Annotated in this window: 20 protein-coding genes and 1 riboswitch; of the genes, 9 read left to right on the top strand and 11 right to left on the bottom strand. The window is 56.1% G+C overall.

Features of this window, described 5'->3' with window-relative positions:
* The first annotated feature begins 130 nt into the window (after positions 1-130).
* Positions 131-1,240, top strand: a complete 1,110-nt coding sequence (gene apbC / locus EAE_RS23970) for an iron-sulfur cluster carrier protein ApbC (RefSeq protein WP_015365751.1) — start codon at positions 131-133, stop codon at positions 1,238-1,240.
* Here apbC and EAE_RS23965 read toward each other — a convergent pair.
* Positions 1,237-1,689: a GNAT family N-acetyltransferase gene (locus EAE_RS23965; protein WP_032715595.1), complete on the bottom strand. Its 453-nt coding sequence runs from the start codon at positions 1,687-1,689 to the stop codon at positions 1,237-1,239. The two genes, apbC and EAE_RS23965, sit on opposite strands and share 4 nt — an antisense overlap.
* Positions 1,682-1,999 carry an RcnB family protein gene (locus tag EAE_RS23960; RefSeq protein WP_015365753.1) on the bottom strand — a complete coding sequence of 106 codons (318 nt, stop codon included), beginning with the start codon at positions 1,997-1,999 and terminating at the stop codon, positions 1,682-1,684. The genes EAE_RS23965 and EAE_RS23960 overlap by 8 nt, the downstream gene beginning before the upstream one ends.
* Positions 2,000-2,182: 183 nt before the next feature.
* Here EAE_RS23960 and EAE_RS23955 point away from each other — a divergent pair, with 183 nt between their 5' ends.
* Positions 2,183-3,082 (top strand): LysR family transcriptional regulator, encoded by a 900-nt coding sequence (locus tag EAE_RS23955; RefSeq protein WP_015365754.1) that lies wholly within the window; start codon positions 2,183-2,185, stop codon positions 3,080-3,082.
* Here EAE_RS23955 and EAE_RS23950 read toward each other — a convergent pair.
* Positions 3,072-4,415, bottom strand: coding sequence for an NCS2 family permease (locus EAE_RS23950; protein WP_015365755.1), 1,344 nt, complete (start codon positions 4,413-4,415; stop codon positions 3,072-3,074). The genes EAE_RS23955 and EAE_RS23950 overlap by 11 nt on opposite strands.
* A 2-nt stretch (positions 4,416-4,417) precedes the next feature.
* Positions 4,418-6,229, bottom strand: a complete 1,812-nt coding sequence (locus EAE_RS23945) for an adenine deaminase (RefSeq protein WP_015706084.1) — start codon at positions 6,227-6,229, stop codon at positions 4,418-4,420.
* A 124-nt stretch (positions 6,230-6,353) separates the two neighbouring features.
* Between EAE_RS23945 and EAE_RS23940 the strand changes: the two genes are divergently transcribed.
* On the top strand, positions 6,354-7,265 hold the full coding sequence (locus EAE_RS23940; protein ID WP_015706083.1) for a LysR family transcriptional regulator: 912 nt from the start codon (positions 6,354-6,356) through the stop codon (positions 7,263-7,265).
* Here the strand turns inward: EAE_RS23940 and EAE_RS23935 are convergent.
* Together EAE_RS23935 and EAE_RS23930 are read right to left on the bottom strand one after the other, a co-directional pair.
* Positions 7,262-7,684 (bottom strand): universal stress protein, encoded by a 423-nt coding sequence (locus EAE_RS23935; RefSeq protein WP_015365758.1) that lies wholly within the window; start codon positions 7,682-7,684, stop codon positions 7,262-7,264. The two genes, EAE_RS23940 and EAE_RS23935, sit on opposite strands and share 4 nt — an antisense overlap.
* 141 nt (positions 7,685-7,825) lie before the next feature.
* On the bottom strand, positions 7,826-9,802 hold the full coding sequence (locus tag EAE_RS23930; protein ID WP_015365759.1) for an alkyl/aryl-sulfatase: 1,977 nt from the start codon (positions 9,800-9,802) through the stop codon (positions 7,826-7,828).
* Between the two features lie 215 nt (positions 9,803-10,017).
* Here EAE_RS23930 and EAE_RS23925 point away from each other — a divergent pair, with 215 nt between their 5' ends.
* Positions 10,018-10,653 carry a helix-turn-helix domain-containing protein gene (locus tag EAE_RS23925; RefSeq protein ID WP_015365760.1) on the top strand — a complete coding sequence of 212 codons (636 nt, stop codon included), beginning with the start codon at positions 10,018-10,020 and terminating at the stop codon, positions 10,651-10,653.
* A 45-nt stretch (positions 10,654-10,698) separates the two neighbouring features.
* On the opposite strand, the gene EAE_RS23920 is transcribed toward EAE_RS23925, so the two are convergent.
* Both EAE_RS23920 and EAE_RS23915 read right to left on the bottom strand, forming a co-directional pair.
* Positions 10,699-12,675, bottom strand: a complete 1,977-nt coding sequence (locus EAE_RS23920; RefSeq protein WP_015706082.1) for an alkyl/aryl-sulfatase — start codon at positions 12,673-12,675, stop codon at positions 10,699-10,701.
* 281 nt (positions 12,676-12,956) lie between these two features.
* Entirely contained in the window at positions 12,957-13,382 is a 426-nt protein-coding gene (locus tag EAE_RS23915) for a hypothetical protein (protein ID WP_015706081.1), read from the bottom strand.
* A gap of 309 nt (positions 13,383-13,691) precedes the next feature.
* Here EAE_RS23915 and EAE_RS23910 point away from each other — a divergent pair, with 309 nt between their 5' ends.
* The 5 genes from EAE_RS23910 to fbaB all read left to right on the top strand — a co-directional run bounded on the left by EAE_RS23910 (position 13,692) and on the right by fbaB (position 17,477).
* Positions 13,692-14,153, top strand: a complete 462-nt coding sequence (locus EAE_RS23910) for an STM2901 family protein (protein WP_047079276.1) — start codon at positions 13,692-13,694, stop codon at positions 14,151-14,153.
* Positions 14,153-14,470, top strand: a complete 318-nt coding sequence (locus tag EAE_RS23905) for a DUF1493 family protein (protein ID WP_015365765.1) — start codon at positions 14,153-14,155, stop codon at positions 14,468-14,470. Before EAE_RS23910 ends, EAE_RS23905 begins: the two co-directional genes overlap by 1 nt.
* A 104-nt stretch (positions 14,471-14,574) precedes the next feature.
* Positions 14,575-14,671, top strand: a riboswitch (TPP riboswitch).
* A 34-nt stretch (positions 14,672-14,705) separates the two neighbouring features.
* The gene (gene thiM, locus EAE_RS23900) at positions 14,706-15,479 is read left to right on the top strand and encodes a hydroxyethylthiazole kinase (protein ID WP_015706079.1); all 774 of its coding nucleotides are present in this window, start codon (positions 14,706-14,708) and stop codon (positions 15,477-15,479) included.
* On the top strand, positions 15,476-16,276 hold the full coding sequence (thiD, locus tag EAE_RS23895; protein ID WP_015706078.1) for a bifunctional hydroxymethylpyrimidine kinase/phosphomethylpyrimidine kinase: 801 nt from the start codon (positions 15,476-15,478) through the stop codon (positions 16,274-16,276). Before thiM ends, thiD begins: the two co-directional genes overlap by 4 nt.
* A 148-nt stretch (positions 16,277-16,424) precedes the next feature.
* Entirely contained in the window at positions 16,425-17,477 is a 1,053-nt protein-coding gene (gene fbaB / locus EAE_RS23890) for a class I fructose-bisphosphate aldolase (protein ID WP_015365768.1), read from the top strand.
* 63 nt (positions 17,478-17,540) lie between these two features.
* Here fbaB and EAE_RS23885 read toward each other — a convergent pair whose 3' ends face one another.
* From EAE_RS23885 to EAE_RS23875, 3 genes are all read right to left on the bottom strand, one after another.
* Complete coding sequence (locus EAE_RS23885) at positions 17,541-18,824, bottom strand: RbtT/DalT/CsbX family MFS transporter (protein ID WP_015706077.1); 1,284 nt, start codon at positions 18,822-18,824, stop codon at positions 17,541-17,543.
* Between the two features lie 82 nt (positions 18,825-18,906).
* Positions 18,907-20,514 carry an FGGY-family carbohydrate kinase gene (locus tag EAE_RS23880; protein WP_015706076.1) on the bottom strand — a complete coding sequence of 536 codons (1,608 nt, stop codon included), beginning with the start codon at positions 20,512-20,514 and terminating at the stop codon, positions 18,907-18,909.
* 32 nt (positions 20,515-20,546) lie between these two features.
* Positions 20,547-21,296: an SDR family oxidoreductase gene (locus EAE_RS23875; protein ID WP_047079411.1), complete on the bottom strand. Its 750-nt coding sequence runs from the start codon at positions 21,294-21,296 to the stop codon at positions 20,547-20,549.
* Positions 21,297-21,501: the final 205 nt, after the last annotated feature.

The raw sequence follows: 21,501 nt of genomic DNA, 5'->3' as shown, positions 1-21,501 counted from the left end.
TGTAAAAAGGGCTTTTGATGTTACCTGAAAGGCAATAATTTGGTAAGCCCAAAGCTTATTGTGGGGGAATTATTCCCTTTCAGGTAAACTTAACGGACAAGAATCAACTCACAATAACAAAGGAGTCGGGATGAGTTCGCAATCCCAGGCCAAATCCCCCGAACGTCTACGCGCGATGGTCGCCGGGACTCTGGCTAATTTCCAGCACCCAACCCTGAAACATAACCTCACCACGCTAAAGGCGCTGCACCATGTCGCCTGGCTTGACGATACCGTGCATATCGAGATCCAAATGCCGTTCGTCTGGACCCGCGCGTTTGAGGCGTTGAAGGAGCAATGCAGCGCCGAGCTGCTGCGTATCACCGGCGCGAAAGCCATCGACTGGAAGCTCTCTCACAGTATCGCCACCCTGAAGCGGGTGAAAAACCAGCCGGGTATTAATGGCGTGAAAAACATCATCGCCGTCAGTTCCGGTAAAGGCGGGGTGGGAAAATCCTCTACCGCCGTCAACCTCGCGCTGGCGCTGGCGGCGGAAGGGGCCAAAGTGGGTATCCTTGATGCCGACATCTATGGCCCGTCGATTCCGACCATGCTTGGTGCGGAAGACAGCCGCCCGACATCGCCGGACGGCACTCATATGGCGCCGATTATGAAGTATGGCCTGGCGACGAACTCCATCGGATATCTGGTGACCGATGACAACGCCATGGTGTGGCGCGGCCCGATGGCCAGCAAGGCGCTGATGCAGATGCTGCAGGAGACGCTGTGGCCGGATCTGGATTACCTGGTGCTGGATATGCCGCCGGGAACGGGCGACATCCAGCTGACCCTGGCGCAGAACATTCCGGTAACCGGCGCGGTGGTGGTGACGACGCCGCAGGACATCGCGCTGATCGACGCCAAAAAAGGCATCGTGATGTTTGAGAAAGTAGAAGTGCCGGTCGTAGGCATCGTGGAAAACATGAGCATGCATATCTGCAGCAACTGTGGCCACCACGAACCTATCTTTGGCACTGGCGGCGCCGAGAAGCTGGCGGCGAAGTACCACACTCAGTTGCTAGGCCAGTTGCCATTGCATATCACGCTGCGTGAAGATCTGGATAAAGGTACACCGACGGTTATTGCGCGTCCGGAAAGCGAGTTTACCGATATCTATCGCCAGCTGGCGGGACGCGTGGCGGCGCAGATGTACTGGCAGGGCGAGGTTATCCCGAGCGAGATCGCCTTCCGCGCCGTTTAAGGCTGGGTGTAACGCATCAGCCAATAATCTCCGTCAGGAGACGCGCCCTGGGCTTCGAGTTTCCAGCCGTGATGCTGGTAGAAGCGCAGGGCGTTTTCATTTCGCGACAGACACTTCAGCGTACCACTGCGCTTGAATGAGCGCTGAACCTGTTCCAGCAGCAGGCTACCGACGCCTTTTCCCTGCCACTGCGGATCCACAAACAGGTTATGCAGGAAGTTGTCGATAACCCACACCGAGGCGAATCCTGCCAGCACATCGCCGCATTCGGCGACCCATAGCTGTTCGTCTTGCACCACGGCATCAAAATCTTCCAGCCGCCATTGATCGCCGTTAAGCCATGTCCATGAGGCAAGACGCGCGTCAAGAAACAGCTGACGCAGGCGAGGGTAGTCGCTGGCGCGACCGGGGCGAATGCGCAATTGCGCCTGCGTCGAGGACTTAGCGATGATAGAAGATCTCGCCGTCATACACTTTCAGGATCTTGCCTTCGGTGTCGGTGATCAGAACGTAGTTGCCGCCCATATAGGTCCAGTGACTGCCGGCATCCGGCGCGGGCAGGTTACGCAATTGCCACTGTTTGATGTTGTACTCTGGAGTGAGGTACATCGCCGGCACGGTATCGCCAATATGAAATTGGGTAAAATCAGCGGTGAATTCTTTCATCGCATACTGTTCAATCCCGGAGGCCGGCGCCGCCCAGCTTGCGCTGGCGCTGGCAAGAAGTACGCCCAGAAGCATCATTTTTGTTTTACGCATATTTTCCTCAATATTACCTGGACTCAAAATAGCAGCCTCGTATCATTCCTGAAGCGCTGCTGAAATGGCAAGCACTGGTTTTTTAAAAAGTGTAAGCAAAACACGGCTGAAGTCTTGACCCGCTTGCGTTGTTAGGCGGTAAATCGCTATTTTGGGAGCATTCTGAAGCAGGGGAGACTTGGCATGTTCAGGCTGGAAGATCTGACCTTATTTGTCCGCGCGGCGGCGTTAGGCAGTTTTAGCGAGGCGGCACGAGAAGCGGGGCAGCAGCCAGCGCAGGTCAGCGCGGCGATAAAACGCCTGGAGACGACGCTCAACATTCGCCTTTTTGCTCGTTCGACCCGTAGCCTGCGCCTGACCCCGGAGGGCGAAACCTGGCTGCCCTACGCCACCCAGATGCTTGATACCCTACAGGCCGGGTTACAGAAAATTCAGGCGCCGGGGGATGAAGTCCGCGGCACGCTGCAAATCGCCGTGCCATCCGATCTTGGACGTAACCTGCTGCTCAAGGTGTTTTGCGCTTTTCGCGAACGTCACCCGGCGTTGCGCCTGCGGCTGCACTTTTCCGATCATCTGACCGACGTGTTTAAAGATCCGGTGGATGTCGCTTTTCGCTACGGCTACCACGAAGACGCTTCGTTTATCTCGCTGCCCGTCGCGCCGGAAAACCGTCGGGTGTTGGTGGCTTCACCGCAGTGGGTTGCCCGCCACGGTCAAATCAGTAGTCTGGAGGAGTTATCCCGGCACAGCGCGCTGTTGTACGTATTACGCGGCCGCCCTTTTGACCGCTGGCCGCTGATTTCAGGTAATGAAGTGCATACCGTGGAGATGAACGGCGCGATTATGAGCGATGATGCGGAGGTGATCCGTCGGCTGGCGGTAGCCGGGGAGGGGATCGCTTATAAATCGTTTCTTGATGTCAGCGACGACCTGCGGGAAGGGCGTCTGGTGCGGTTGCTGCCGGACTTTCAGGGCGATTTAACGCCGCTGAACATGATTTGTCCGCACCGCAAACAGCTCTCTGCCGCGGTGCGTTTGTTATATCAAGAGGTGAAATCACATTGTGAAGCGCTTAGTGCTTAACTAAGGTCGCGAAGTAATAGATTAGCGGGATCGCCAGCACCCACAGGCCAATCGGAATTTCACGCCACTTGCCGGCGATCGCTTTGATGACAATGTAAAACAGCAGTCCGCCGGCAATACCGGTGCCGAAGCTGTTGGCGATTAGCGTAATCATCACCATCATTAACACCGGCAGTCCGTCGGTAAAGTTCCCCAGATCGACTTTGCGCAGGCCGCTAAACATGTTCAGGCCTATCAAAATTAACGCCGGCGCGGTGGCCTCTTTAGGGATCATGAGCGCCACCGGCGTAAACAGCAACATCAGCAGGAACATCACCGCCGCCGCCAGCGCGGTGAGGCCGGTCTTGCCGCCGGCTTCCGCTGCCGCGGATGATTCAATCAGCGCCGTAGCCGCCGGAATACCGACCCACGGGCCCAGCGCGGCGGCAATCGAATCGACCATAAACGGGCGATTAATCTGCGGCATGTTGCCTTCTTCATCCAGTAAGCCCGCCTCGCCGCCGACCGCCAGGGTCGTACCCATGGTCGAGAAAAACTCGGACGCGAAAAAGACGAACAGGAACGGCAGGAAGGCGATATTTAATGCCCCCAACAGATCGATTTGCCCGAACACCGGAGCCAGCGAGTGAGGAACATCAATAAAGCTGTCCGGTAGCTTTGTCACGCCGAATGGAATACCCACCAGGGTGGCGAAAAGAATAGCCCACAATATCGCGCCTGGCACTTTACGCGCCTGTAGCGCTATTGCCAGAAACAGGCCGCACAGCGCCACCAGCGCGCCGGGGGCAAGAAAATCACCGAGCATCAGGGCGTTGGTTTTGGCATTCGCCAGCACCAGCCCGGCATTGCGAAAGCCGAGAACCGCGACGAATAACCCGATCGAGGCCGTCAGCCCCAGCTTAATTGATTGCGGTACCGAGCGGGTGACCACTTCGCGCAGGCCGAATTGGGTCAACAGGAAGAAGAGGATCCCCGACCAGCAGGCAATCCCGAGGCCAATCTGCCAGCCGATACCTTCGCTGCCCGCCAGCGTCACCCCCACCAGTACCGAGCCGCCAATGCCCGGACCGACGATAAACGGCAGGTTGGCATAAAACGCCATTAATAACGAACCAGCGACAAAGACCAGGATGGTGCCGGTGGTGGCGGCGCCTTTATCCATTCCGCCAATCGCCAGCAGCCCTGGAATGACCACCAGTAAATAGGCGGCGGCGAGAAAGCCGGTGATCCCGGCCAGGCATTCGGTGCGTAGCGAACCGCCCCGTGAGTGCAGCGCAAAGCGGCGCTCCAGCCAGTGGCTACGGGCAGAAGTATGAAGTGTGTTATCGGCCATGCTCAGGCTCCCTGAGGATTATTGTTGTGATGAGTGGGCGCCGGAGTCTCCCGGCAGGCTATCAACGGGTCAACTATCTGGCGACTGCCGCCGTCGGTGAGACCCAAATCGGTTAGATGCGGCCCGGCATTACAGGCGAGGCAGGTGCCTTCAATCGCTTTAAATACCCGGTATGGCGGCTCCCAGTCGGCGACTTTACTGCTTAAATCTCGCAGCTCGCGGAACTGCCGCGCCAGCTCGGCGGCGGGAAGATCGGAGAGCATGCCGGCAATCGGCATCGCCACATGGGCCAGGATCTCGCCCTGTTGCGCCAGCGCCATTCCGCCGCCGGAAGCGATCAACTGATTTGCCGCCAGCGCCATATCATTCGCAGCGCGCCCGAGCACCACCAGGTTATGTGAGTCATGCGAGTAGCTGGTGGCAATGGCGCCGCGCAGCTCGCCCCAGCCTTCGAGCAGGGCGATTTGCGGCGATGCCTGATGGCGGCCATGGCGGTGTTTCACCCAAATCAGGCTAAAGCCCGCGGGCAGTTGTACTTCGCCGTCGCGGATCTGTACTTCTACTTCACCCCATTTCGTGAAGCGCGCGCCGCTGATGTGGCGCAGGCGGGCGACGCCATGGCGAATGCCCTTAATTCGCAGAACAAAATCTTCTGCATCGAGGGGGGCTAACTGCAAGGTATCACGCGGTGGCGTCACGCCGGGCGCGGCGGCAATGGGGGTTAGCAGGCGGCCGTTACGAGCGATAAGTTTGCCGCCGACATAGACCTCCTGAGCCTCGAGTTTCTCCAGCGAATCAAACACCACCAAATCCGCGCGTCGCCCCGCGGCAATTAGCCCAAGATCGTTGCGCTGCAGGCGAATAGCGGCATTGAGGGTGGCGAAACGCAGCACATCGACCGTTGGCAAACCGTGTGCAATCAGCAGGTTGAGCAGGGCGATAACGCCGCCTTTCTCCAGCAGCATATCCGGCGGTACGTCATCGGTGCAGACGGTGATTTGCGAAGAGAGATGCGGCAGCGTTTTTAACGCCGCAACGATGTCGGGCAGCAGGTAGGGGTGCGAGCCGCGAATTTCGATAGTCAGCCCGGCGCGCAGTTTTTCCAGCGCATCGGCCGCTGAAGTCAGTTCGTGATCGGAGGTGACGCCGGCGGCGAGATACGCCTGTAAATCGGCGCCGCTGAGCCCACGGGCATGGCCCTCAATCAGTTTGCCGCTGTTAAGCCCGGCCTGGACAATCTCCTGCATCCGTTCGCTGCCGTTCAGCACGCCATGCATGTCCATCACTTCCGCCACACCGCGTACTTCCGGCCAGCCGAGCATGGTTTCCATTTCAGCGCCGGCGAAATCAGCGCCGGACATTTCGAGACCTGGCGTAGAGGGGACGCTGGATGGCGCGGCCACCATCACCTGTAGCGGCAGGTGGCGGCTGGCATCAACCGCGTAGCGCACGCCATCGACGCCGAGCACGTTGGCCAGTTCATGCGGGTCCCAGAACACCGCGGTGGTACCCTGCGTCAGGACGATTTCGGCGTAGCGCTCGGGCGGTAGATGCGAACTTTCAAGGTGTACGTGGGTGTCCATCAAGCCAGGCGACAGATAGCCGCCCTGCAGCGAGCGCACTTCATGGGCGTCGGTGCGGCTGCCGCGCGGATGCACGCTGGCAATCATTTCCCCAACGATGCCGACGTCAGCGTCGCGGATTTCGCCAGTGGCCATATCGACGATCTGCGCATCGACGAGCAACAAATCAAACGGGGATTCGCCGCGTGCGGCCTGCACGGCGCGACGACGGACTTCAGCATTGCTGGACATAACAACTCCACCACAAGGATAATGCGGATACTCTATGGGCACAGCAAACGTTTGCCCAGATGAATAAATTTATCGCCCGATAAGCTCGGGTTATTCTGTAAGACCATTGGTAGCGAACCTGACAATGAACGAACCCTGGCAACGTTTGCCCGCGCTCTCACTGAAGCAACTGCAGTATTTTGTGACCCTGGCTCAGTTGCGCCATTTTACCGATACCGCCAATCTGCTGGCGATTAGCCAACCGGCGCTCAGCAGCGCGCTGCGGCAGATTGAAAGTGTGATCGGCGGCAAGCTGGTCAATCGTACCGCTTCGGCGGTCACCCTGACGGAACTGGGGGCGGCGATTTTACCCCATGCCCAGCGGATACTGAGCGTGGCCCAGGCATCTTTTTTTGATATGCAACAGATCGTGGAAGCGGGCGGCGATGGCACGGTGCGTATCGGGCTGGTGCCGTCGGTGAGCTCACTGCTGTTTCCGCTGCTGCCGCAAACCCTGGCGCAGGCCTTTCCGCGTCTGCGCATCGAATTTCATGACCAGACCAACGATGCGTTAATGCGGGCGCTGCAAAGCGGTGAGATTGATTTTGGTATCGGCGCGATCGACAGTTCGCTACCAGCTGAGCTACTGGTTTATCCGCTACGCGAGGATCCGTTCGTGGTGGTACTGCACCGCGACGATCCGCTCGCTGCGCAGCCAAATTTACCGTGGAAGCAGTTGGTAGGCCGTGATATTGCCGTTTTCTCAAAGGGGAATATTCAGCGGCTGGTGGCGGCGCTGGTGGAAAGCCAGCGTTTGACCTTAACGACGCGTTACCAGGTAGACTATATCGAAACCCTTTATGGGCTGGTACGTTCGCGGCTGGCGGTGGCCATTCTCCCGGCGCTGTATACGACCTATTTGCACGATCCGGCGTTAAAGGTGGCGCAACTGCAGCAGCCGGCGCTCACGCGGACGGTGGCCCTGATGCGTGGGCCGCAGGCGCTTGCACCGTTAATCGAAGAGTGTTTTTCTCTGTTACAGTCCGCATTGCGCTAGGGCAGGTGTTTTATCAGTACGTCCACCGTCAAATGGTTGATGTACTCCAGCGAGTGCGAGGACAGCACCCCCAGCAGCCGGTTATGGTGTCCGGCGATAATTAAATCGATATGGCGTTGTTGTACGCACTCTTCGACATCAGCAAAACGGCGGGTCGTCACCAGCGATAGCGTCTGTACCGGCAGGGCGACGGTCGTCGCCAGCTCGTTGAGCAGGGCTTTGGCCTGAATGACCTCTTGCGATACTTCATCATTCTGCAGGCTGTCGGACACGTAATTAAGCGCCCGGTAGTCGGTGCTGATGTGGGCGATGGTAATCCGCATCCCGTTTTCCTGCGCCATCCTGGCGGCGTGTTGTAGCAACGGAACACCATCAAGGCTGCTATTAATCAGTACCAGCGCATGGTGATAAACGGTCATATATACCTCCGCGCAATAAAACAGTCCTGAACTCATTTTGGGCCTGCGGCGAGGGGAACGCAAATCAGAACATGCGAGGCGAATGGATAAAAAAATCCCCCGCGGCCAGAAAGGGCGCGAGGGAGATTCAGCGATTATCGCTTACGGGGTGACAATGTTGAACCAGAATTCAAATTTGTCCATGTAGCTCAGCATTTCATCGAGCTTAGCGCCATTGCCGCTAATCTTGACGTCGCCCTTATCTTCAGCCTGCTTCAGCGTTTCCTGTTTCAAAATGATCTTGTTCAGGGTATCGCGGTTCAGAGTAATACTGGCGTCAGCGTTGTCTGCTACCGCATTAGCGGTGTGGTTAAGCACGCCATTTTCCAGCTCCAGCTTGTACTTACCGCCATCTTTACCAAGATCGATGTTGAAGACCGCTTTTGCCGCGCCGGCTTTCTGGCCGTTGATATGTACGCCCAGGTAGTCGAAGAACATCTCCGGAGTCATTGCACGAACGGTATCCGGGCTGGCGGTGTTAGGCGTCGGGAGCTTCTGTACGCCGTTACGCAGTTCCTGCGCGCCGGTCAGGTAGAAGTTGCGCCAGGTACCGGCTTCCGCCTGGTAGCCTAACTGCTCCAGGGCATCCGCTTCGAGGTTACGCGCATCGGCATTCTGCGGGTCGGCGAAGACGATTTTACTGGTCACCTGCGCCACCCAGCGGTAGTTCCCCTGCTGATAGTCGGCTTTGGCTTTCTGCATGATGGCATCGGCGCCGCCCATGTATTCAACGAACTTCTTCGCAGCCTGTTGCGGCGGCAGCTCGTCGAGGGTCGCCGGGTTGCCATCGAACCAGCCGAGGTAGTAAACGTACGTCGCTTTCACATCGTGGCTGACGGAGCCGTAATAACCGCGGCTCGACCACTGTTTTTCCAGCGATTCCGGTAGCTTGAAGTTAGCGGCGATTTCATCGCGGGTCAGGCCTTCGTTGGCCATACGCAGGGTCTGGTCGTTGATGTAGCGATACATGTCGCGCTGACCTTTCATCAGCTTGATAATGTTGTCATTACCCCAGGTTGGCCAGTGGTGCTGAGCGATAATGACTTCAGCATCGTTGCCCCAGCGGTCGATAGCGGCGTTAATATATTTTGACCAGGCCAGCGGATCGCGGATCTTCGCGCCGCGTAGCGAGTAAGTGTTGTGCAGGGTATGGGTAACATCCTCTGCCGCTTCAATCATTTTCTTCTCTTTGACATACCACAGCATTTCCGACGGTGCTTCGGAACCTGGTGCCATCATGAAGTCGTAGGTCAGGCCATCAATCACTTCCTGCTGGCCGGTTTTAGTGATGTAGTTGGTCGGCTGGAGCAGCGTCACGGTACCCGCAGAGGTGGTGGTGCCAAGACCAGCGCCGACCTGGCCTTTGGCGTCAGGCTTCAGCAGGTTGCCGTACATATAGCTGGCGCGACGACTCATCGCGGTACCGGCCATAATGTTCTCGGAAACCGCTTCTTCCATGAATCCGGCCGGGGCGTAGATTTTTACTTTGCCAGCCTTCACGTCGGCTTCATCAACCACGCCGCGGATGCCGCCGTAGTGGTCAACATGGCTGTGGGTGAACAGGACGGCGACAACCGGCTTTTTACCGCGGTTGGCGTAGTAGAGATCCATCGCTTCTTTCGCCGGCTCGGCGCTCAGCAGCGGGTCGATAACGGTGATCCCTTTCTCGCCTTCGATGATGGTCATGTTGGAGAGATCGAGATTACGGATCTGATAAACACCGTCGGTGACTTTAAACAGGCCGCCGATATTAATCAGCTGTGACTGGCGCCACAGGCTCGGGTTAACGGTATCCGGGGCTTTTTCACCTTCTTTGACGAAGTCATATTTTGCCGGGTTCCAGATAACGTTGCCTTGCTCGCCTTTAATCATGGTCTGCGGCAGCGCGGCGATAAAACCTTTATGCGCGTTATCGAAATCAGTTTTATCGGCAAACGGCAGTTTGTTGTACAGCGCGTTATTTGCCTGCTGAGTTGCCGGGGTGGCGTCCTGCTGCTGGGCGGCAGCGAAGGCGGAAAGCGACAGCGAAGTTAAAACACCGGCCAGAGCCAGATGTTTAGCGATCTGATTTAATTTCATTGCATGGCCTCTTAGATTATTTGTTCCGCTATCAATGTTTAATATCAGCGGATAATTCAAATGCGGACTAATTACTGGCCATTTTAAAGCGAATACTTTGCGTTGATAGTCCCATATGGGACTGGTCATTATCAAAGAAATAATCACCCTCGAATCTGCTATCACTTCGCTGCTATACTCGATACCACAGCAGACTGCGCAGCAAGGGGCATAGCGTGAATTTTCAGGATATCCATAGCTATTATCAGCAACTCAACATTGATGCCTTTTTTCCGCAAATAATTGCGCAAGGGGAAGCCCTGACGGTTGCGGCTAATAAAAAATTAGCAATTCAGCCAGGATATATTTATTTTTGCACTGAAGGTTCGCTGTCAATATTAATGCCGGATAGTGGCCTTCATATTGGTAATTCCATTGAGTATATGCCGATAGGGCTTATGGAAAGGTACTGCCCGCTGGCGAAGTTTGAATATATCGGTAGCGCAGCGGTGAAGCTGGTTAAAGTCACTTATGATGTCTTTGACCAAATCTTTTTACACGGCGGCCCTGAACGCGTGCAGGAGCTGGCGACCATTCTGACCTATATGTCGATCTTTACTATCGATCTTCATAACGAACGCCGACAGATGACCAGCTATCAGACCATCAGGCCGATGCTGTTTCGTTATCTTTATCGCCAGAGTACCCATCAGGGGGAAAACGAAGGCCTGGCGCTGTTTATTATTAAGCGTACTAATCTGTCGCGCACGCATGTTTTTCGGGTGCTGGCGGATCTGAAAGCCGGGGGCTATATCACGATGAAGCGCGGCAAACTGGTTTCTATCGACCGACCATTGCCGGAAGCCTACTAGCAGAGAGGGAAAACTCCCGCGACCGGGCGCCGCGGGAGCAGGACATTATGGCGTAACGATGTTGAACCAGAATTCGAACTTGTCCATATAGCCCAGCATTTCATTGAGCTTATCGGCGTTACCGGTGATTTTCGCATCGCCGTTATCAACGGCCTGCTTCAGCGTCTCCTCTTTGAGGATGATCTTATTCAGGGTGGCGCGGTTGAGGGCGATAGTGGTATCGGCATCTTTCGCTTCCGCATTAGCGGTATGGTTCAGTACGCCGTTTTCCAGCTCCAGCTTATACTTGCCGCCGTCGCTGCCGAGATCGATATTAAAGACCGATTTCGCGTTACCCGCTTTCTCGCCGTTGATGTGCACCGCCAGATAGTCGAAGAACATTTCTGGTGTCATTGCGCGCACGGTATCCGGGCTGGCGGTGTTCGGGGTAGGACCTTTCACCACGCCGTTACGCAGTTCCTGCGCGCCGGTGAGGTAGAAGTTACGCCACGGGCCGGATTCTGCCTGGTAGCCTAACTGTTCAAGGGCATCAGCTTCCAGATTACGCGCATCCTGGTTTTTCGGATCGGCGAAGACGATTTTACTGACCACCTGAGCTACCCAACGATAGTTACCCTGGTCGTAATCCTCTTTCGCTTTCTTCATGATGGCATCGGCGCCGCCCATGTAATCGACGAATTTCTTCGCCGCTTCTTCCGGCGGCAGTTCGTCGAGGGTGGCCGGGTTGCCGTCGAACCAGCCGAGATACAGCACGTAGGTGGCTTTCACGTCGTGGCTAACAGAGCCGTAGTAACCGCGGTTGGCCCAGGTGTTGGCAAGGCTATCCGGCAGTTTGAATTTAGCGGCAATTTCATCGCGAGTCAGCCCTTCGTTAGCCATGCGCAGGGTCTGGTCGTTAATGTAACGGTACAGGTCACGCTGGCTCTTCAGCAGGTTGACCACGTTGTCGTTGCCCCAGGTCGGCCAGTGGTGCTGAGCCATAATAATCTCGGCCTTGTCGCCCCAGCGTACGATCGCTTCGTTGATGTACTTCGACCACGGTAGCGGTTCGCGGATTTTCGCGCCGCGCAGCGAATAGGTGTTGTGCAGGGTGTGTGTTACGTCTTCCGCGGATTCAATCAGTTTTTTCTCTTCGATGAACCACAGCATTTCCGATGGCGCTTCTGAACCTGGCGCCAGCATAAAGTCATAGGTCAAACCGTCAATGACTTCTTTCTGGCCGTCTTTTTCAATGATATTGGTTGGGGCAATCAGGGTAACGGTACCCGCCGAGGTGGTGGTGCCCAGACCGGCGCCGACCTGTCCGGTGGCCGATGGTTTCAGCAGGTTGCCGTACATGTAGCTGGCGCGGCGGCTCATGACGTTACCGGCCATGATGTTTTCAGCCACCGCCGCTTCCATAAAGCCGGACGGCGCGTAAATTTTCACTTTGCCGGATTTCACATCCGCTTCATCTACTACGCCGCGCACCCCGCCGTAGTGGTCAACGTGGCTGTGGGTATAGATAACGGCGACGACCGGTTTCTTACCGCGGTTTTTGTAATACAGATCCATGCCCACTTTGGCGGTTTCTGCCGACACCAGCGGATCCACGACGGTAATGCCTTCTTTACCTTCGATGATGGTCATGTTGGAAAGATCCAGATTGCGGATCTGGTAGACGCCGTCGGTCACCTCAAACAGGCCGCTGATGTTAATCAGCTGCGACTGCCGCCACAGGCTCGGGTTGACGGAATCCGGGGCTTTTTCACCTTCTTTGATGAAAGAGTACTGTTGCGGATCCCATACTACGTTACCTTGTTCTCCTTTAATGATCTCGGTGGGCAGGGCGGCAATAAACCCTTTATGGGCGTTGGTGAAATCGGTGTTATCAGAGAAGGGGAGTTGGTTATAGAGAGCGTCGTTGGCTTGTTTGGTGGCAGCGGTCGCTTCTTTTGCGGCGACTTCCGCCCATGCTGACAAGCTGATCGATGACAGCAAGCCGGCAATGGCTAATCCTTTCACTATGGGGGTCAATTTCATTGGAATCCTCTTACCTTAATGGCGATTCACTCGTTAATTCCGATCTGACGTGGTGTTACAATTTGTAACGCTTTCTTGAACTATAACCAATTGTTTACATTGAGCAAGTTTGTGATTACAAAAAAAATACATTAATTAAAAAACTACTCTCTCGTAGGTAAAATGAGATTTATCCAATGGGATTAATGTCGCTTATTTAGCTCGGCGTTTAACGTGTCGGCTACTGCGGAGAAGGGAAAAAGCGGCCCTTAGGCCGCTTTTAAATTAACAATGAAGCGGCGCTATTTGGCGTAGCCTAAAAATTTACCGTCCTGCATGACGGCAATTTTTCCTGATTGGTAGATAATAAAAACGTATAAACCCTGAGAATAGGTTTTCGCGTCAGCATTGCTTTCGTCTAAGGCCGCGGGTTTGCCATCAACTGTCAGCCCGGTTGAGTTTGTGACCAGCTTCATACCATTGAAGATCTTCACTTTTTTGCTGGATTGCGCTTTCTGCACGGGATATAAAGCCTGTGCATTTTCCAGCGCCTGTTTCTCCGTTGCGGCATTCACCGTAGCCTGTTTGTTTTGTTCCGCAATATAACAGGCATCTTTACTGATCCCCTGTGCTTCGCACTCGGCCATACGCTGCGCTGGTGAACTGCAACCAATCGCGATGGCTGCGCTGAGTGCCAGCAGCAGCATAGAAACGTGTTTCACTTTCATCATTAACGACCTTAGTGTCGAAATTATTTTTAACATGTTATGCAAACTAACGGCAGCGGCGACTACTGCGGTTACTGTGTTCGCTTAGTTAGTAACGCGTAGTAACTATGTCTTATGGTTATTAAGTGAATTGTGATCTAAATCAACCGCCGCACGGATAGCTAAAATTTTGTGTAATCGCTTACATGGCGCAGGAAAAAGTGGCGTCTCTGTGGCAAACGTACAAGGATGATACAACGACGCGTAATGACGGTATGCAAATCAGCCATTATGATGGCGCTTTCTACAAGGATCATAAGGGATTATGAAGTGGATACTGTTGAACAAATTAGTGGGTACTTCTATAAAGGATACTGGAATCTGAAACCAGAGGAGTTATTCCTGTTGATTCTCATCGATGCGATGAGTCAGCATCTTGAAATTGAGGCAACAGCCGCAACTGCTATCTTAACCGGACAACCCTGGATACCGACGCGAACAAAACCAGGTACAGCAATTAAAGGAACGAGTATTGCTTCCATAATGTCTCGTAAGCTACTCAGTAATGTACGTTTGCCGGTTGGTATCTCGTTAATCACTCCTATGGGTAAAAGTCTGAAAGACTTTCATTGGTCGAAAACTAACAAGCTAGGCGCGGTTATAGGCCGCTACATACCATGGATAGGGTGGGCAATGGCATTTTATTATGCTAGAGCAATACTAATTGATACTGGTGAAACTTTTAATAAGATGGTTAAACCAGAACATAAAGTTGCATGGGCATATTTCTAATGAGCATTGAACAAGAAATTATTGATTATATATATACTCATCATAGCCATAAGAAATACTGTTTTTTTGGCGAACGTCCAGAAGTCACGTTAGATACTGAATTAACAAAGGGGGGGCTGAATATCATCTGGGAAGATGCAGAAGATACTTTAGATTACTATTTCAAACAATGGAATGTAAAAATGAATGGCTTCGAAATTATCTATTACTTTGAACCTGAGTTTTTAGGTTCCATGCCTCCAGAGAAGCCGCTTAAACCGCTAACAGTACAAATGTTGGTTGAGTCCGCAAAAGCAGGTGAATGGCTGTACGATTAAGGGACATATCGCCGGGAGACATACCGCTTTTACCGTTTACAAGACTTATCGCTGGCATTACTATCTTGGTAAGAGATTAACGGAACGTTAGTCGCCATTTTGTACCAAATGACTCGGGGTGCCCTTCTTTGTGAAGGCTGAGAAATACCCGTACCACCTGATCTGGATAATGCCAGCGTAGGGAAGTCAGAGACCGCATGGTCTGCGCTGCTTCCTCATCTGGCGGGAGCAAACCATGCATGAACCGCTAAATCCGGCGCATATCGCGCACCTGCAGCAGCTTTTCCGCACCTCTTCGCCGCTTGTTCACTGTATGACCAACGATGTGGTCCAGACTTTCACCGCTAACGTCCTGCTGGCTATTGGCGCCTCGCCGGCGATGGTGATTGATCCTACGGAAGCCACGCAGTTTGCCGCCATTGCCGATGCGCTATTGATTAATGTCGGGACCTTAACCGCTGAGCGCGCCAACGCGATGCGCGCGGCGGCGCAGAGCGCCCGCCAGGCGGGAAAACCCTGGACTCTGGATCCGGTTGCCGTCGGCGCGCTGACGCTACGCACTGATTTTTGTCGCGAATTACTGGAACTGCGGCCTGCGGCGATTCGCGGCAATGCCTCGGAAATCATGGCGCTGGCGGGGAGCAGCGGCGGCGGGCGCGGCGTGGACACGACCGATAGCGTAGCTGCGGCGTTACCCGCAGCCCAGGTGCTGGCGCGCAAGCTCAATACCGTGGTCGCGGTGACGGGCGAGGTGGATTACATCAGCGATGGTGAGCGCACGCTTGCCGTGAGCGGCGGTGATGTCCTGATGACGCGGGTGGTCGGGACCGGCTGCGCGTTATCCGCGGTGGTGGCGACAAGCGCCGCGATGCCCGGCGATAGGCTGCAAAACGTGGCAGCCGCCTGCGGCCTGATGAAAATGGCGGGAAGTGAAGCGGCGCGACACGGCGGCCCCGGCAGTTTTATCCCGGCATTCCTCGACGCGTTATACGCGGAGGTGCCGGCATGAAGCGGATTAACGCCTTAACCATCGCCGGCACCGATCCCAGCGGCGGCGCCGGGATCCAGGCCGACCTCAAAACATTCTCCGCACTCGGCGCTTACGGCTGCTCGGTGATCACCGCGCTGGTGGCGCAGAATACCCGCGGCGTGCAGTCGGTATACCGCATTGAGCCGGACTTCGTGGCGGCGCAGTTGGATTCGGTGTTTAGCGACGTGCGAATCGATACTACGAAAATCGGCATGCTGGCGGAAACCGATATCGTTGAAGCGGTGGCGGAACGTCTTGCTCGCTATCAAATTGCCAACGTGGTGCTGGATACCGTAATGCTGGCGAAAAGCGGCGATCCGCTGTTATCCCACTCGGCAATTGCGACGCTGCGCCAGCGCCTGCTGCCGCACGTTTCACTGATCACCCCGAATTTGCCGGAGGCCGCGGCGCTGCTCGATGCGCCGCATGCGCAAAGCGAGCGCGAGATGCTGGAACAGGGCAGGGCGCTGTTAGCGCTAGGCTGCGGGGCGGTATTAATGAAGGGCGGACATCTGGACGACGCCGAAAGCCCGGACTGGCTGTTTACCCGCGAAGGCGAACAGCGCTTTACCGCGCCGCGCGTGCAGACCAAAAATACCCACGGTACCGGCTGTACGTTATCTGCCGCGCTGGCGGCGCTGCGTCCGCGCTATGCCGATTGGGGACAAACGGTCGCCGAAGCGAAGGGCTGGCTGTCGGCGGCGCTGGCGCAGGCCGATTCGCTGGAAGTGGGGCACGGTATCGGCCCGGTACATCATTTCCACGCCTGGTGGTAAATGGCAGTGAAACGAGACAGCAGAATCTACTGAAAAAACGCGCTCCCGGCTGGAAAATATGCTAACTCGGTACCAGGCTTAACCTGCCCAAAATTTTTGGGTTGGGATAAAACATGCTGGCTGCGGCCAGCACTTACGGGAGATAGCTATGACTGATATTACGCAGTTGCTTGGCAAAGATGCCGACAGCCTTTTACAGCACCGTTGTATGACTATTCCAGCCGATCAACTCTATTTACCGGGAGCGGATTACGTCGACCGGGTGATGGTGGATAACAACCGCCCGCCTGCGGTGCTGCGTAATATGCAGACCCTCTACAACACCGGGCGTCTGGCGGGAACGGGGTACCTGTCCATTCTGCCGGTCGACCAGGGCGTAGAGCACTCGGCGGGCGCGTCGTTCGCCGCCAACCCGCTCTACTTCGATCCGAAGAATATCGTGGAACTCGCCATCGAAGCCGGCTGTAACTGCGTGGCTTCTACCTATGGCGTACTGGCCTCGGTATCGCGCCGCTACGCGCACCGCATTCCATTCCTCGTTAAGCTCAACCATAACGAAACGTTGAGCTACCCGACCGAGTATGACCAGACCCTGTACGCCAGCGTCGAACAGGCGTTCAACATGGGCGCGGTTGCGGTTGGCGCGACGATCTATTTCGGCTCCGAACAGTCGCGTCGGCAGATTGAAGAGATATCCGCCGCCTTTGAACGCGCGCACGAGCTCGGCCTGGTCACCGTGCTGTGGGCCTATCTGCGCAACCCGGCATTCAAAAAAGATGGCGTCGATTACCACGTTTCCGCTGACCTGACCGGCCAGGCCAACCATCTGGCAGCCACCATTGGCGCTGATATCGTGAAGCAGAAAATGGCCGAGAATAACGGCGGCTATAAAGCGGTGAATTTTGGTTATACCGACGATCGCGTCTACAGCAAGCTGACCAGCGATAACCCGATCGATCTGGTGCGCTATCAGCTGGCGAACTGCTACATGGGCCGCGCCGGGTTGATTAACTCCGGCGGGGCGGCGGGCGGCGAAACCGATCTTGCCGATGCGGTGCGCACGGCGGTGATTAATAAACGCGCCGGCGGCATGGGGCTGATCCTCGGTCGTAAAGCCTTTAAGAAATCGATGAGCGAAGGCGTGAAGCTGATCAATGCGGTGCAGGATGTCTATCTGGACGGCAAAGTCACCATCGCGTAAGGCAAAAATCCGGGCACGAGGCCCGGATTGACTATTTTACTTACCCCGGTCTCCGGGGTTTTTTTATGATTTTACTGTGCTGACGTTCAGCTGTTCAGCCGCTTCGCTGGTAGCAAAAACGGGCTGCTCAACGCGAATAAACGGGCACAGACAAAACGCCAGCAGATAGAGCGCGGTATAGGCCACCACCACGCCGATGGTGCTGAAGTGCGGCAGCAGCACCACCGCAATCGCCGGTGCGAGGAAGTTCGACAGCCCGGCCGACAGGTTGTAGACCGAAATCGCCGCCCCTTTATGCTCTGGCTCCAGCGCCGGAAACACCGCCGCCATCGGCACAAACGCCGCGACAAAAATCCCCAGCGCAATTGCCGGCACCAGCGCCATGGCGAAGTTATGGCCGAAGTGCTGCGGCAGGTAGTAAAACGCCAGGCTCGACAGCGCCATGCCGATACAGCCGAACCAGCGCACCACTTTCATCCAGCCCAGTTTCTCCGCCACAATCCCCCAGAAGACGTTGGAGAAGATGGTGGTGAAGAAGAACGCCGCCCACACCTGCAGCCATTCGGAAGTGGTGAAGCCAAGCTCATCGACGAACATCATCGGCATGACCACCGCAAAGCCGAACAGCGACAGGGTGTTGATAATGCGCACGATGCTGGAGAGCATAATGCTGCGGTTGGTGTAGATAAGGGTCACCGCGCGCCCCAGCTCGGAGAACTTCTCGCGGGTGGTAAGATTCTGCATATGGCGCGGGGTTTCGGTGTTGCGCAGCGCCGCCAGGGCAATCAGCCCGCCGGTGACGCAGAACGCCAGCGCCAGCCACAGGGTGCCCATCTCGCCAATGTGCGGAATGGTGAAGCTCGGAATATAGCTGCCGAACACGCCGATGCCGACGGAGTAGACCGCCCAGAACCAGCCCAGGGCCGAGCTGGAGCTGTCGCTGCGGACGTTATGAATAATGGCGACGATAAACGAATAGAGGAACAGCGGATAGGCCAGGCCGCGGATACCGTAAAACAGCAGGATTAAGGCATAGTTGGCGCGACCGAGGCCGAAGACGAGGAACAGGACGTGGAACACGCACCACAGCACGAAACCGATAAACATGGTTTTACGCGGGGTGATAATTTCCGCGACCACGCCGGAGACCCAGGCCGAGAGGGCGGCGGCGAGGCCGTAGAGGGTGAAGGCGAAAGAGGCCTGCGCCGGGCTGAAGCCCAGCTCCTTGATGTAGTGCGAGAGAAAGGCGAGTTCAAAACCATCGCCGGTCATAAACACGGCGATGGCGACGTATCCCCAGATAAGATTCAGCGGCAGACCGAACCACTGTTGGTTATTAACGGACATGTTAACCTCGATTTCAGGATGCAGAGGAGCGGCTCCGCTGCACAACAGCGGAGCATTATTGTTATTAAATTAAAGAGGTATGTTATTCGCGGATTAGCCGACCGGCCTGTTGTAGCGCTTTGTAGGCCTCATACCTGCGTTGATGTAGCGAGCTAAACGCCGTTTCGCTACGATAGGTTTTATCCACTCTGGTGAACCGCTTCATGGCGTCCGGTAGCGAGGCGGCGACGTTGCCCGCGACGGCGCCGAGGATGGCGGAACCCAGCAATACGGGTTCGCTACTGGCTGTGCTGACCACTGTCACGCCGCAGGCGTCGGCCAACAGCTGGCGTACCAGCGGGTGCTGACCCGCGCCGCCGCTAATAACGATATTTTCGTTCTCAATACCACAGGCGCGTTGGGCATCGAGGATCTGCCGCAGGCCGTAGCCAATTCCGCATAATCCGGCGACGTACAGCGCGGTCAGATTATCAAGATCCCGCTCCATCCCCAGCCCGGCAATCAGCGCTTTCGCGTGGGGGTCGGCAAGCGGCGCGCGATTGCCGAGAAACTCCGGCACGACATGCAGTCCATCAGCCAGCTGCACCGCCTCCGACGGCGAGGCAACCTGCGCCAGCACGCGATCCGCCAGCCAGACCGGCAGCGGAACGGCGGCGGCTTTGGCCTGTTCACGCGCTTCTGCCGCTGCCGGATGGAAGCTCAGTAACTGGTCGATAGCCGCGCCGGCGGCGCTTTGTCCACCTTCGTTCAGCCAGTAACCCGGCACCATCGCCGAATAGTAAGGCCCCCAGACCCCAGGGACGAACACCGCTTTCTCGGTGGTGGTCATGGTGCAGGAGGAGGTGCCGAAGACGTAGGCCATATTATTCACCGCGCCGTTGAGTACGCCAACGGTGCCAATGCCGCCGGCATGGGCGTCGATCATCCCGACCGCCACCGGCGTACCGACAGGCAGACCCATCTCTTCGGCCGCCGCCGCGGTTAACCCATCACCACAGGGCGTTCCCGGATCGACAATACGCTGGCCGATACGGGCGAAGTCTTCTTCCGCCAGCTCTGCGAGGCCAATCTGGCGGAAGTAGTCGGCATCCCAGCGCTTTTCATGGGCCAGATAGGTCCATTTACAGGTGACGGTACAGACGGAGCGGGCCAGATCGCCGGTCGCGCGCCAGGTGAGATAGTCGGCCAGGTCGAAGAAATGGCGCGCGGCGGCAAAAATCTGCGGACGGTTTTCTTTCAGCCATAGCAGCTTCGGCGTCTCCATCTCCGGGGAGATAGTCCCGCCGACGTACTGCAGCACCGGATGGCGGGTGGCATTGATGCGTTCCGCCTGTTCGGTGGCGCGGTGATCCATCCAGACGATGATATTGCGATCCGCCTCTTCGCAGGGGCCGACGGCCAGCGGCGCGTCATTCTCACCGATTACCACCAACGAGCAGGTAGCGTCGAAGCCGATACCGGCAACCGAGTGCGGAGAGACGGCGGATTTTTCGACCGCGTGTTTAATGCAGTCGCAAACCGCCTGCCAAATTTCGCGGCTGGATTGTTCCACCACGCTGCCGGCGCTGCGGAAGAGGGTGATCTCCCGGGTGGCGTGGGCCAGTAGTTCGCCGCTGAGGTTAAATACCCCGGCGCGCACGCTGCCGGAGCCGACATCGACGCCGATAATGGTTTGAGTCTCGCCATTCATAAAATCGTCCTTTTAGTCACCGATACCGGGGGTTATAAATCAACGCTGTTAGGCAAAATAACCAGGTCGCGTACGGTGACGTTTTTCGAACGGGTGACCATAAACAGTACCGATTCGGCAACTTCGATAGGCTGCATCAGGCTACCGTTGGCCAGCGCTTCTTCCATTTTCTCTTTCGGCCAGTCATCGAGCAGGGCGGTGACCACCGGGCCAGGCAGTACCGCGCCGACGCGGACACCGTGTTGGGAAACCTGGCGGCGGGTGGTATGAACAAACGCCTGTACGGCGAATTTTGACGCGGTATAGATAGGTTCCCAGATAACCGGCACCACGCCGGCGATGGAGCTGGTGAAAATAATATCGCCGGATTTTTGCGCGATCATATGCGGCAGCACGCTACGCACGCAGCGGAAGGCGGCGTTAGTATTGAGGTGCAGCACGCGATCCCAGACGTCCGGGTCGCCCTCAGCGACCGGGCCGCCGATGTAAGCGCCGGCGTTGGCGTGGAAGATATCGAGACGTCCGGCAAGTTGCAGGATGCCGTCAATGATCTTATCCACCTGATCGCCCTGCATCAGATCGACCTGTAAAGCAAAAGCGTTTTCGCCAAGCTCTGCCACAATCTTGTTGAGCTTTTCGCCTTCACGGTCGATCAGAACCACCTTCGCGCCCGCGCCAAGCATGGTTTTCGCGCATTCAAGACCAATGCCGGAAGCGGCGCCGGTGACCGCGGCGACTTTGCCGCTAAGAGAAGTATTCATAGAGGATACGGAGTGGTTCATTTTATAATCCTTCATGTTGTCTGTTTTGCTCTTCAAGCTGGTCTCGACGAGCTTGAGGAGCGGTTACCTGCTACAACAATCTGGCCTGTCAGAGCAGGAGTAACTAAGTTAAGCTATTGAATATCAGCACCATTTATTTCAATTTGCTGATGTCTGAATGATTATTGAGTGTATACGCTAGCGAGCGTCATGGTTGCTCAATCGA

The organism is Klebsiella aerogenes KCTC 2190 (assembly GCF_000215745.1).
Lineage (GTDB): Bacteria > Pseudomonadota > Gammaproteobacteria > Enterobacterales > Enterobacteriaceae > Klebsiella > Klebsiella aerogenes.
Note: the sequence above shows the minus strand (reverse complement) of the source record. Positions and strands in the feature narration are given on the sequence as shown.